The organism is Bradyrhizobium hereditatis (genome assembly GCF_020329435.1).
GTDB lineage: Bacteria > Pseudomonadota > Alphaproteobacteria > Rhizobiales > Xanthobacteraceae > Bradyrhizobium > Bradyrhizobium hereditatis.
Window position 1 is genome coordinate 443,363 of record NZ_JAGKJK010000005.1, and the last position, 12,237, is coordinate 455,599.

A 12,237-nucleotide genomic window follows, 5' to 3' on the forward strand; every position below is an offset into this window, starting at 1 on the left:
GGAGCTTATGCGCATTGACGCATATGCAACTTTATGCATAATGTCAAATTACAATTGAAAGCCGGAGACCAGCGTCTTGGCGCTCGGAGATGCGATCCTTGCCTGCCTGACCGAACGTCCGATGACGGGCTATGAGCTCGCCAAGACGTTCGACAACTCCATTGGATTCTTCTGGAAGGCCGACCACCAGCAAATTTATCGGGAGCTCACCAAGCTGCGCGACCGCGGCCATATCCAGGGCCGCGAGGTGGTGCAGTCCGGCAAGCCCAACAAGCTGGTCTATACCTTGACGCCGGAGGGCCGCGCCGCGCTCCGGCACTGGGCTAAGCGGCCGAGCGTGCCGGCCTCGATCAAGGACGACCTTCTGGTGCGGCTCTACGCGCTCGACAGCGTCGACATCGAACCGCTGCGCACCGACCTGATGGCGCGCCTCGAACATCACCGCGATCGCTTCGCCCGCTACGAGCGCTTGCTCAACAAACGCTTCCCCGATGGCACGGCGCCGCCGGCCGATGTGGGCAAGCTGCTGGGCTTGCGCATCGGCCTTGCCCACGAGCGCGCCGTCGCGGAATGGTGCGAAGAGGCGATCGAGGCGTTGTCGGCGCTATCCGGCGCGGAGCGACCCAAGGTCGTGCCGATGGAGGCCAACAAGCGCGAGAATAGCGGCTAGAACCGGCCGACCGGCCGGCCCGGTAACTTTTGCGGCGGCCTGTTCCATTCCTTAACCCGTTATTTACCGTGACGAACAAAAGTCAGGTTCTGAGGCAGACGACCTGCGCGAAATTCGATTGTCTCTTCAGTGGGACGCGCGGGGAGGCTGATGGCGCAGGTGGGGCGCCGTAGCGGAACCGGACCAAAGCATGAATTCGCGCGTATCGTGGAGTGTTGACAGCATTGATCCTTCCGTTCGCGAAAGGGCCGAGGCGGCCGCGCGCCGCGCCGGCATGTCCCTGAACGACTGGCTCAATTCAACTCTCGGCGAATCCGCACCATCCAATTTCGGCGCGTCTGCGGCGCAGCGGCCAGCGGTGCCCGGCCGGCAGGTCCCCGATGTCGCCGACATTCACCAGCGGCTGGATTCGATCACGCGGCAGATCGAGCAGATCTCGCGGCCAACGCCGCGTGGCGAGCCGACGGTGGCCCGCCAGCTCAACGACGCCATTTCTCGCCTCGATGCGCGGCTCTCGCAGATTTCCGCGCCGGCCCGGCAAGCCCAGATGCAGGAGAAGCAGCGGCAGACCGACGTCGTCGAACGTGCCGCCGCGCAGGTCTATCGCCCCGCGCCGCCGCTCAGCCCGGCCTCGATGGATTTTGCGATTGCCGAAATCGCGGCGCGCCAGAACGAACTTGACAGCCCGCCGCCGCGGCAGGCGCCGCCGCGCAATGGCGCCGCTGCGCCTGTGCAGTCGTCCGCACAACCGGCGGCGCAAGCAGCGCCAGCCGGTCCGGATTTTTCGTCGCTCGAACGGCACCTGATCAAGATCACCAGCCAGATCGAGGCGCTGCAGCGTCCCGACCATATCGAGCAGTCGATTGCCGCCTTCCGCAGCGAACTCGCCGAAATCCGTCAGGCCATCACCGAGGCGGTGCCGCGCCGGGAGATCGAATCGCTCGAGAACGAAATCCGCTCGCTGTCCCGCCGCATCGATGACAGCCGCAGTAACGGCAGCGACGGCCAGACGCTGGCCAATATCGAGAGCGCCCTTGGCGAAATCCGCGAGGCGCTGGGTTCGCTGACGCCAGCCGAGCAGCTCACCGGCTATGACGAGGCGATCCGCAATCTCGGCGCCAAGCTCGACCTGATCCTGCGCACGAATGACGATCCGTCGACCGTGCAGCAGCTCGAAAGCGCGATTGCAGCATTGCGCGCCATCGTCGCCAACGTCGCCTCCAACGACGCGCTGGCCCGGCTCGCCGATGACGTTCACGCGCTATCGGCCAAGGTCGATCAGCTTTCCCGCTTTGACGGCAACAGTGATGCCCTCGGACAGCTCGAGCAGCGCCTGGCCGCACTAACCTCGACGCTGGAAAGCAGGCAACCGACGCTCGCGGGCGAACCTTCGGAGTATGTCGAGAACGCGCTGCGCTCGCTGTCGGAACGGCTCGACCGCATCCCGGTCGGCAACGACAATGCGTCGGCGTTTGCCCATCTCGAACAGCGCGTCGCCTATCTGCTGGAGCGCCTGGAAGCCTCCAACGATCGTTCCGCGGCGCCCACCATCGATCTCGGACGGGTCGAGGAAGGCCTGCACGACATTCTGCGTTCGCTCGAGCGCCAGCACGCCAGCCTGGTTGCACTCGCCGACTCCAACCGCAATGCCGGCGGCGCGGCGCAAGCGATGGATCCCGGCATCGTCGATCTGGTCAAGCGCGAACTGTCCGACATCCGCTTCAGCCAGTCGGAATCCGACCGCCGCACGCAGGATTCGCTGGAAACCGTTCACAGCACGCTCGGCCATGTGGTCGACCGCCTGTCGATGATCGAAGGCGATCTGCGCACCGTTCGCGCCGCGCCTAGCGCGCCCGCCTCTCCGCCTGCAGCGGCCGAGACGCACGAGGAAGTGTCGCGCCCGACCACGCCGCTAAAGACCTTTCCGCAGCAAACCAAGCCGGAATTGCCCAACCCAGCCGCGCTGCAGGCCGGGCCGCAGGAACATTTTGTCGCCGCCCCGCGCGAATTCCACGCAGCGCAGCCGCCGGCTGCGCCGGTCGCCCCGCCATTGCCGCCGCGCGCGATCAGCGAAATCCTGGAGCCGCATGCCGCCGCGCCGCGCACCGCGATCGCGCCGGACTTGCCGCCCGATCATCCGCTCGAGCCGGGCACAAGGCCGCCCCCGCGTATGGCTTCCCCATCGGAACGGATCGCAGCTTCCGAAAACGCAATCAGCGAGATCGCGAACGGGCCGAAGGAGCCGGTCAGCTCGTCGAGCTTCATTGCCGCCGCGCGCCGCGCCGCGCAGGCCGCTGCCGCTGCGCCCCCACCGGAGAAAGCCGGACGGGCGGCAAAGGCCGCGCCCAAGGACAAGGGCGGCGACAAGGCTAAGGCAAAGGCTGACGACAAGAATCCTTCGAACATTTCCTCCAAGATCCGCTCGCTGCTGGTCGGCGCGAGCGTGGTCGTGATCGTGCTCGGCACGTTCAAGATGGCGATGACGCTGCTCGATACCGGCAGCGTGTTGCAGCTGCCGATGATGGGGCAGCCGAGCGAGCCGGCCGCTCCGGCGCAGTCCCTGGCGCCGGCAGAGACCAACGCCAGGCCCGCAATGCCTGCGACGCCAACCCCGCCGCCCATGATGATTTCGCCGACGCCGGTCGAGAAGCAGTCTAACAATTCTTCCGCACCCAATACGCTCGATAGCGCGCGGATCGCACCGCCAGCGCAAGATCCGACGCCCCCGGCTGCGGCCGGCGACGTCACCGGCACGATCTCGACGGTGCCGGCGACCGGCGGCAAGCTCGCCATGATCGCGGTGCCACCAAGCGAGCGGCTGCCTGATGCGATCGGCGGCCCGGTGTTGCGCGCCGCCGCGCTGAAGGGCGACCCGGCCGCGGCCTACGAAATCGGCCTGCGCTTTGCCGAGGGCAAGGGCGTTGCCCCCAATCTCGACGAAGCCGCGAAATGGTACGACCGTGCGGCGCAGGCCGGCATCGTGCCGGCGCTGTTCCGGCTTGGCACCTTCTACGAGAAGGGGCTGAGCGTGAAGAAGGACGTCGATATCGCGCGCCGTTACTATCTGCAGGCCGCCGAGCGCGGCAGCGCCAAGGCAATGCATAATCTGGCCGTGCTGGACGCCGATGGTGGCGGCAAGGGCGCCAACTACAAGAGCGCGTCGATCTGGTTCCGCAAGGCCGCCGATCGCGGCGTCGCCGACAGCCAGTTCAACCTCGGCATTCTCTATGCGCGCGGCATCGGCGTCGAACAGAACCTCGCCGAATCCTTCAAATGGTTCAGCCTCGCGGCGGCCCAAGGCGATGCAGACGCCGGCCGCAAGCGCGATGATGTCGCCAAACGGCTCGATGCCCAGTCGCTCGCGGCGGCCAGGCTTGCCATCCAAACCTTTACGGTCGAGCCGCAACCCGACGACGCCGTCAACGTGGCCTCGCCCGCGGGCGGCTGGGATGCCGCACCGGCCACCACCAAGCCTGCGGCCAAGCCGGCCCCGGCCAAGCGCACCGCCGCCATTCACTGACCTGAGCCCACCGCGATGCCGACCGGCATCGCCGCCTATCCTCGGCCAAAAATTGGTATATTGCTTGGGGCGTGCCTGCACCCGAACGGGTCGGCCTGCAACGAGGACCGATTGTCGAGCGAAGACAACCAAGGGGAAAACCGCTTCCGCAGGTCACCGACGGGTCCTGTGGTGGCGCCGCCACGCATACCGCCCGGTCAGCCCCCGGTGCCGCCACGGCCGCCCCGGCGCCAACGGCATTTCTGGTCGATCGCGATCTTGGTCCTGCTGGTTGCCGGTGTCTGCATTCGCGCCTACCGGGACCTGTCGCAGCCGGATGCCTGGCACTACTGGAAGGACCAGTACGTCGCGCCGAGCCTGACGTCTGAGGTGATCGACACGCTTTATCTCGATGGTTCGAGCAAGGGCCGGCGTGCGCTGTTCGTCAGCGGCACGATCGGCCCTGCCGCCGCGAGCTGGTTTCGGAGCAGGCTGGACCAAGCCAATCTCGCTACGGGCGACATCGTCCTCTTGGCCTCCCCCGGCGGCGATTTGAACCAGGCCATGATCATGGGCGAGATTATCAGGTCGCGTTCGCTGGCGACCGCCGTCGGCAGCGCCGATGCCTCGGGCCGCATCAAACCGGGCTATTGCGCCAGCGCCTGCGTGCTCACCTATGCCGGGGGCAAACCGCGCTTCGGCGTATTGGGTTCGGCGCTCGGCGTTCACCGCTTTGTCACGACCAGGCCCGTGAACGACCCTGTCGCGGAGGCCCAGCGGATATCGGGCGCGGTGCTCGGCTACATGACAAAAATGGGCGTCTCCTCCTCGATCGTGGAAGCGATGTCCGAGACCAGGGACATTCGCTGGCTCAGCCCGAGGCAAGCGCTCACGATGAATCTCGTTACAGCCCCCATCGAAAAGCCCTGAGCCGCCTGGGCAAGGGCTGCGAAGGACCCGCCGGCCGATTGATGACTTCCGCGCCAGCGAACGACGGAAGCGCGAGTCTCTCAGGCAAAAATTTGCCTTTCCGGGCATTTTTAGTCCCCCATCCCCCCGAATTCAGTTATGCAAAGGTGCGGGAACCGGCGCTGCGCACGCAATGATGCATGCGCGAACTGGCTCCCCACTGCCGGCAAACCCAACAGAAACCACGCCCCGAGCGGCTTCCCTGGCCGTCTCGTACGGCAAAGCTACAAAAAGCAGGCGCGCGTGCAGCTCTACCTCCCGATCGCCGACATTCCGGTCAATGTCTTCCTCATCCTGGCGATGGGCGCAGCGGTGGGGTTCGTCTCCGGCATGTTCGGGATCGGCGGCGGTTTCCTGATGACGCCGCTACTCATCTTCGTGGGCATTGCGCCTGCGGTCGCGGTCGCCTCGGTCGCCAGCCACATTGCCGCCTCCTCGTTTTCCGGTGCGATCTCCTATTGGCGACGACGCGCGATCGATCCGGTCCTGGCGGTGGTGCTATTGACCGGCGGCAGTCTAGGCACGGCGCTGGGGGTTTGGACTTTTACGCTGCTGCGCTCGCTGGGTCAGCTCGATCTGATGATCGCGACGTCCTACGTGATCCTGCTGACCACCGTCGGGGGCCTGATGTTCTGGGAGGGCCTGCGTGCGCTGCTCCGGGCGCGCAAGGGCGGCCCCGTCACCCTGCGCCGCCCCGGCAGCCACGTCTGGATCCATGGATTGCCGCTGAAGATGCGCTTCAAGCGCTCGAAGATCTATCTGTCCGTGATTCCGGTCGTGGTGATTGGCCTGATCATCGGCTTCATCGGCGCCGTGATGGGTATCGGCGGCGGCTTCATCCTGGTGCCACTCTTGATCTACGTGCTGCGGGTGCCGACCTCAACGGTGATCGGCACCTCGATGGTGCTCACCCTCGTCACCATGGTGTTCGCCACCATGCTGCATGCTGTCACCAATCACCTGGTCGACGCCGTGCTGGCGCTGATCCTGATGGTCGGCGGCGTCACCGGCGCGCAGTTCGGCGCACGGGCCGGGCAGAAAATCCGCGGCGAACATCTGCGCCTGCTGCTCGGGCTGCTGGTGCTCGCCGTCGGTATTCGTTTTGCCGTTGAACTCGTGATCCGGCCCGAGGACCTGTTCACCGTGCGGGAAACAGGGGTGACGGGATGACCGCGCACCTCGCCCAGATGCTCGGATGGCTTGCGCTGGGCGCGGCGCTCGTGTCGTCACCGGTGCAGGCCGAACGGCTGATCGTGTCGGTGTCGAACCACCGCGTCACCGTGACGCCGAACTATTCCGGCGAGGAGCTGGTGCTGTTCGGCTCGGTGGAAAAGGACGCCAACACACCGCCCAATCGCAACTACGATCTGGTGGTGACGGTTGCCGGCCCGCGCGCCGACATGGTGACGCGGCGCAAGGAGCGAAGGTTCGGGATCTGGATCAACACCGACTACCGGCAATTCCTGAAAGTACCGACCTATCTGGCCCTGTTCTCCAACCGGCCGTTCGACGCGATCGCCTCGCCGGAGGTGCAGCGGCGACAGCAGCTCGGGCTGAACAATGTGTTGCTGACCCAGCGCGTCAGCGGCGACTACGCCGACGTGGTGCCTGATGATGCGTTCCGCAGCGCCTTCGTGCGGCTGCGCAAGCAGCATGGCCTGTATCGCGAGGAAACCTCGGCGGTGACATTCCTGACGCCGACCCTGTTCCGTACCGGCATTCCGCTGCCGGCCGAGGTGCCGATCGGTCTCTACAACGTGGAGATCAAGCTGTTCGCCGACGGCGCGCTGGTGACCAAAACGGATACCGCATTCGAAATCGTCAAGGTCGGCTTCGAACAATTCGTAGCGACCACCGCGCTGCAGCACGGCTTCGTCTACGGGCTGATCACTGCCTTCATGGCACTGATGACCGGCTGGATGGCGTCGATCGTGTTCAGGAGGGATTGAGCTAATTGCGTAGGTTGGCTGGAGCGAAGCGATACCCAACATCCGCCGCCGCATCACGGCCATGATGGGTGCCGCTTTGCTCCACCCATCCTACGATTCCCCAACAACAAACCCCACGCCCATCGCGACGACGCAGAGCATCATCGCAACCGTCGACAGCCATCCGAGCCAGTAAAGCGGCCCCTTGACGACGAACGTGCCCATCACGTCGCGTCGCTTTGCGACCAACATCAACAGCACCATCACGGGCACCGCGAGCACGCCGTTGATGACGGCGCTCCAGTACAGCGCCGAGATCGGATTGATTGGCGTGAAGTTGAGCGCGATCCCGATTCCCCCCGACAGAGCCAGCACGGCGTAGAAGGCGGCGGCTTCCTTCGGCTTGCGCCCAAGGCCGACTGACCAGCGCCGCCCCTCGCCGACCGCGTAGGCGGCGGCCCCGGCGAGCACAGGGACTGCCAGCAATCCCGTACCGACGATGCCGAGCGCAAAGATCGTTTCGGCAAACGCACCGGCGATCGGCCGCAGCGCTTCGGCGGCTTCCGCCGAGCTCTGGATATCGGTCTTGCCGGTCGCATGCAGCGTGGCCGCTGCGGTGACGATGATCGACAGCGCGATCAGATTGGAGAACGCCATGCCGATGATGGTGTCGGCGCGGATGCGGCTGAATTCCCGCCGCGCGCCGTAGTGCCTTTCGATCAGGGGACGCTTGGTCGCGTCGACGCGCTGGTCCTCGGCTTCCTGCGAGGCCTGCCAGAAGAACAGGTAGGGCGAGATCGTGGTGCCGAGGATCGCGACGATGGTGGTGAAATAGTCAAGGCTCCAGCTGACGCGCGGAACAAGGATCCCGGCGAGCGCGTCACCCCATTGCACCTTGGCGAAGGCGAGCGCCGCGACATAGGCGAACAGACTGAGCGTCAGCCATTTCAGCACCGCGACGTAACGACTGTAATCAAGGAAGATCTGCGCGCCGACCGAGATAAATCCGAACAACAATACGTAGACGATACTGTGGCCGCCGATCAGGAGTTTGGTCGCGTCCGCCATGGCGCCGAGGTCGGCGCCGATGTTGATGGTATTGGCGATGAATAGCAGCGCCACCACGACGTTCAGCAACCACCTCGAATAATGCCGGCACACATTGCCCGCTATCCCATGACCGGTGACGCGGCCGACCCGCGCGGAGATTTCCTGAATTGCCGCCATCAGCGGAAACGTCAGCAGCATGGTCCAGCCGATGCCGTAACTGAGCTGCGCGCCCGCTTGGCTGTAGGTGCCGATTCCCGATGGATCGTCGTCGGCCGCGCCGGTGATCAGGCCGGGCCCGAGCGCCTTCAGCCCATCGCGCAAGCTAAACGTCCGGCGCGACCGCTGCTTCACGGCCTGTTTCGGATGGCTGGAGGCCCCACTCGCAAGATGCTGCGAACTTAGTTTGGTGCGATTCGTCATGCCCGATCCAGTCGCACCGACAACGACCCTGAAGCGCTTCGGTTCCTAGGCAGGAACTCGCCTCAAGGCCGCTTGGGCCGGGCACACCGGCGCTGCTGTTTATGCTGCGTTCGGCGCCTCGATGATCGTCGCAACGCCCGGCTCCAGGATGCGCAATCGCGCACCAAAACCCAGCGTATCGAAGGTGGCGCGCAGGTCATTTGCGCTCTGGCGAAAGTGTTTCCACCCCTCGGTATGCACGGGGACGACCACCGCGTCGGAAAATGCGCGAGCGGTCTCAATCGTGTCGTTGGTATCCATGGTGATGTGGAAGGGCCCGCGGGTTTGCGCCGCACCTGCAAACGGCAGCACGATGCCCGCCTTGAAGCGCCTCGCGACTTCGGCAACGCCATCGTACCAGACGGTGTCGCCGCTGATATAGATCGGACGGCTGCCCGGTCTGTTCGAGGCGACGACGAAGCCGATGACATCACCCGCCAGCGGCTCGATGCCGGCCGGGCCGTGGCGCGCGGGCGTCGCGGTAATCGTGAGCGCATGACCGTCTTTGCCCGTCAGCTCGGTGGCCTGCCATGGCGCGAAGCCTTCTGCATGGCCGCCGAGCCGCTTCGCGCCGACTTCTGTCGTCAGTACGCGCTTGGCTGATTTGAGAAACTCGCGCCCCGCATGATCGAGATTGTCCGAATGCTGGTCGTGGCTGAGCAGCACGGCATCGACCGCGCCGACATCCTGCGCGCTGAGCGCCGGGCCAACCAGCTTCTCCAGCTTCACATGCGGCAGTTGATAGGCGCCGGGCGCATCGAAGGTCGGATCGGTGAGGAGGCGGAAGCCGTCGAGTTCGATCAGCGCGGTGGGACCGCCGATCAGCGTAATCGTCACTGTCATGATTTGCTCCTTTATGAAGACTGGCCGGCCGCAGCGGGGCGGGTCACCAGATAGATGCCAAGCGCGACGGGAATGATGCCGAGCAGGTCGCGGAATTCGACGTGTTCGCCGAGCACGAGGAAGGCGAACAGCATGCCGAGCGGCGGCATCAGGAAATGATAGGCACTCGCAGCGGTCGCCCCGCAAACTTTCAAGAGATGAAACCAGAGCAGATAGGCGAGGATCGAGCCGCCGAACACGAGGAACGCGAAGGCGCCGGCAAGCCGCGCGCTCGGCACGATATCGCTGAGGCTGGAGAGCGTGAACGCGAACGGCATCACCGCAAGGCCGCCAGCGATGTTCTGAATGCCGTTGCCGATCCAGAGCGAGCCCTTCGGCGCGAGGACCTTGAACAGGATGGTGCCAGCGACGATCGAAGCCAATGATGCCAGCGTGAACAGGATGCCGTGCCAATCATCTAACCCAACCGACATGCGATGCCAGACGATGAAGGTCACGCCGGCGATGCCAAGCAGCAGGCCCGTCACCTTGCGCCAGGTCATGGCTTCGCCGAGCAACAGCGCGGCCAGTATCGCGGTGAAAACGGGATTGGCCGACACGATCAGGCCGCCGAGGCCCGCGGACACCGTCTGCAGCCCGATATAGCCGAGGCCGAGATAGAGCGCATTGTTGGCAACGCCGAGCAACGCGAACACGGCGATATCGTGCCACGACAGATCCCATTTTTCGCTGCGAAGCGCGGAAATGCCGAGGATTAGGACGCCCGCCAGCGAGAAACGCGCGGCAAGCAGGATCAGTGGCGGACAATCGGTGACGCCGATCTTGCCGGCGACGAAGGCGAAGCTCCAGAGCAGGCAGAACAGCGCGATATAGAGCGGGAGTGCATTGAAAGCCGCGCGGGGAACCGCGACGGAGGGCGCGAGCGGCATGGGAAGTCTCCTTTGCCCATGATTTAGGGCCGCGCCTTGATATTTGGAAATTAAATGATAAACTGATATCCAGTGGATTTATAAATGGAGCATTGGAATGCTCGATCTGGAGCTCCTGCGCAGCTTCGTTTCCGTCGTCGATGCCGGCGGCTTTACCCGTGCCGGCGAACGGGTCCACCGCACGCAATCGACCGTGAGCCAGCAGATCAAGCGACTGGAGGACGATGTCGGCCAGCCGCTATTGATCCGCAACGGCAAGGACGTGACGCCGACCGAAGCCGGCGAGCGGCTGCTATCCTATGCGCGGCGACTGTTGGCGCTCGCCGAGGAGGCGCGCGACGTGGTGGCGCGTCCTGGCAATGAAGGCACGGTGCGGCTGGGCGTGACCGAGGACTTTGCCGCCTATCGCCTGACGAAGTTGCTCGCGTCATTCTCGCGCTCGCACCCCACGCTACGGCTGGACGTTCGCGCCGACCAGAGCGCCATCCTCAAACGCGAGCTTGAACGCGGCGAGCTCGATCTGGCGCTGTTCAAGCGCTCGGCCGGCGAGAAAGGTGGCATCGCGGTGTGGCCGGAGCGCGTGCATTGGGTAACGAGCAAGAGCCGTCCGCGCGACACCCGCACGGGCTCGGTGCCGCTGATCGGATTTCCGACGGGCTGCCTGTACCGCGCCGGTGCAATCCACGCGCTCGAGAGCGCCGGCCGCACCTGGCACATGGCCTATACCTCTTCCAATCTTGCCGGCATTCAGGCGGCAGTTGCGGCCGGCATGGGCCTGAGCATCCTGTCTGAGGTCGCGATCCAGGCCGATCATCGCGTGCTGACCGCCAAGGACGGCTTTGCGCCGATCGACAAGACGGAAGTTGCGCTGGTCGCCGCGCCGGATGCGAGCCCGGCGACGTTGCGGCTGGCGGACAAGCTCGCGGAGTTCTGCGAGACGGTGCAGGCAAAAGCGGCGTAGCGAGCGGCGACGGCGGTGCGCTCCCTCGCCCCGCTCTTCGCGGGGAGAGGGTTGGGGTGAGGGGCTGCCTCCGCGAGCACCGAACGCGGTTAGACCTGTACCCCCTCACCCGGATTGCACCGGACGATGCTTCGCATCGCCGAGGCAATCCGACCTCTCCCCGCAAGCGGGGCGAGGTTATGAAGGGATGTGGCGCCGACGAAGGATCAATAACACCGCGACGCGACGATCGAGTGCAGCCGGCGATCGCCGAGCACATGTGCCATGAAATCGGGCGCGCTAAAGATCTTTGCAAACGCCGGGTCGCGGATGCTGAGACCTCCGGTGTAGGCGCCAAACGCCGGCATCACCGCGCGCTCGCCGTCGGAAGCAAAGCACCGCCGCTCCATCGATCGTCCCCGGGTGGCGACACGCGCCTTGGGGTGCAAATGGCCGGCGATTTCGCCGGCGGCCCCGGTGGGCTCGTGACGAAACGCAATCGGCCCGATCGCGACTTCATTCGCCACCGTGCCGCCGAGATCGGGCGGCAGCGCCGGATCGTGATTGCCCGAGATCCAGATCCAGTCGCGCCGCGCCTGCATCGCCGAGAGTGCCTCGCGATCAGACGCCGATAGGCGCTGATGCGCATCGCGATCGTGAAAACTGTCGCCGAGCGCAATCACCATGCGCGGGTCGTGCCGCGCGATCACGGCGGCGAGACGGCTCAGCGTCGCCACCGTATCATAGGGCGGCAACAGCACGCCGCGCCTGGCGTAGCTCGAGCCTTTTTCCAGATGCAGATCGGAGACGACGAGCAGGCGCTGCTCCTGCCAAAACAGCGCGCCCGACACATCGGCGATAAACGTGACGTCGGCGATGGTGACCCTCGAGGCGCGCATCTGTTGATCGTCTTCCGAAGATTGCGCCCCCGCCGTCACCTGTCTTCCCGC

The 12,237-nt window shown here is 65.2% G+C and carries 10 protein-coding genes; 6 read left to right on the forward strand and 4 right to left on the reverse strand.

The window, feature by feature from the left end:
* The first annotated feature begins 76 nt into the window (after positions 1–76).
* From J6524_RS14870 to J6524_RS14890, 5 genes are all read left to right on the forward strand, one after another.
* The gene (locus J6524_RS14870) at positions 77–670 is read left to right on the forward strand and encodes a PadR family transcriptional regulator (protein ID WP_225671663.1); all 594 of its coding nucleotides are present in this window, start codon (positions 77–79) and stop codon (positions 668–670) included.
* Between the two features lie 190 nt (positions 671–860).
* Positions 861–4,190: a tetratricopeptide repeat protein gene (locus J6524_RS14875; RefSeq protein WP_225671665.1), complete on the forward strand. Its 3,330-nt coding sequence runs from the start codon at positions 861–863 to the stop codon at positions 4,188–4,190.
* 258 nt (positions 4,191–4,448) lie between these two features.
* Positions 4,449–5,099, forward strand: a complete 651-nt coding sequence (locus J6524_RS14880; protein WP_312002387.1) for a COG3904 family protein — start codon at positions 4,449–4,451, stop codon at positions 5,097–5,099.
* Between the two features lie 282 nt (positions 5,100–5,381).
* Complete coding sequence (locus J6524_RS14885) at positions 5,382–6,308, forward strand: sulfite exporter TauE/SafE family protein (protein WP_225671669.1); 927 nt, start codon at positions 5,382–5,384, stop codon at positions 6,306–6,308.
* 17 nt (positions 6,309–6,325) lie between these two features.
* Entirely contained in the window at positions 6,326–7,087 is a 762-nt protein-coding gene (locus J6524_RS14890) for a TIGR02186 family protein (RefSeq protein ID WP_225671839.1), read from the forward strand.
* A 90-nt stretch (positions 7,088–7,177) separates the two neighbouring features.
* Here J6524_RS14890 and J6524_RS14895 read toward each other — a convergent pair whose 3' ends face one another.
* From J6524_RS14895 to J6524_RS14905, 3 genes are all read right to left on the reverse strand, one after another.
* Positions 7,178–8,536 (reverse strand): NRAMP family divalent metal transporter, encoded by a 1,359-nt coding sequence (locus J6524_RS14895; protein ID WP_225671671.1) that lies wholly within the window; start codon positions 8,534–8,536, stop codon positions 7,178–7,180.
* A 99-nt stretch (positions 8,537–8,635) separates the two neighbouring features.
* Complete coding sequence (locus J6524_RS14900) at positions 8,636–9,418, reverse strand: MBL fold metallo-hydrolase (protein ID WP_225671673.1); 783 nt, start codon at positions 9,416–9,418, stop codon at positions 8,636–8,638.
* Positions 9,419–9,429: 11 nt separating this feature from the next.
* Complete coding sequence (locus tag J6524_RS14905) at positions 9,430–10,347, reverse strand: DMT family transporter (RefSeq protein WP_225671675.1); 918 nt, start codon at positions 10,345–10,347, stop codon at positions 9,430–9,432.
* Positions 10,348–10,444: 97 nt separating this feature from the next.
* On the opposite strand from J6524_RS14905, the gene J6524_RS14910 reads away from it, so the two are divergent.
* Complete coding sequence (locus tag J6524_RS14910) at positions 10,445–11,308, forward strand: LysR family transcriptional regulator (RefSeq protein ID WP_225671677.1); 864 nt, start codon at positions 10,445–10,447, stop codon at positions 11,306–11,308.
* Between the two features lie 206 nt (positions 11,309–11,514).
* Here J6524_RS14910 and pdeM read toward each other — a convergent pair whose 3' ends face one another.
* Positions 11,515–12,186 carry a ligase-associated DNA damage response endonuclease PdeM gene (gene pdeM, locus J6524_RS14915; RefSeq protein WP_225671679.1) on the reverse strand — a complete coding sequence of 224 codons (672 nt, stop codon included), beginning with the start codon at positions 12,184–12,186 and terminating at the stop codon, positions 11,515–11,517.
* Positions 12,187–12,237 lie beyond the last annotated feature (51 nt).

What these genes read in the sequence shown, in the direction of transcription:
- J6524_RS14890 (WP_225671839.1), top strand. Translation starts at nt 6,326, where the DNA reads ATGCTCGGATGGCTTGCGCTGGGCGCGGCGCTCGTGTCGTCACCGGTG.
- pdeM (WP_225671679.1), bottom strand. Translation starts at nt 12,186, where the DNA reads ATGCGCGCCTCGAGGGTCACCATCGCCGACGTCACGTTTATCGCCGAT.
- J6524_RS14895 (WP_225671671.1), bottom strand. Translation starts at nt 8,536, where the DNA reads ATGACGAATCGCACCAAACTAAGTTCGCAGCATCTTGCGAGTGGGGCC.
- J6524_RS14875 (WP_225671665.1), top strand. Translation starts at nt 861, where the DNA reads ATGAATTCGCGCGTATCGTGGAGTGTTGACAGCATTGATCCTTCCGTT.
- J6524_RS14910 (WP_225671677.1), top strand. Translation starts at nt 10,445, where the DNA reads ATGCTCGATCTGGAGCTCCTGCGCAGCTTCGTTTCCGTCGTCGATGCC.
- J6524_RS14905 (WP_225671675.1), bottom strand. Translation starts at nt 10,347, where the DNA reads ATGCCGCTCGCGCCCTCCGTCGCGGTTCCCCGCGCGGCTTTCAATGCA.
- J6524_RS14900 (WP_225671673.1), bottom strand. Translation starts at nt 9,418, where the DNA reads ATGACAGTGACGATTACGCTGATCGGCGGTCCCACCGCGCTGATCGAA.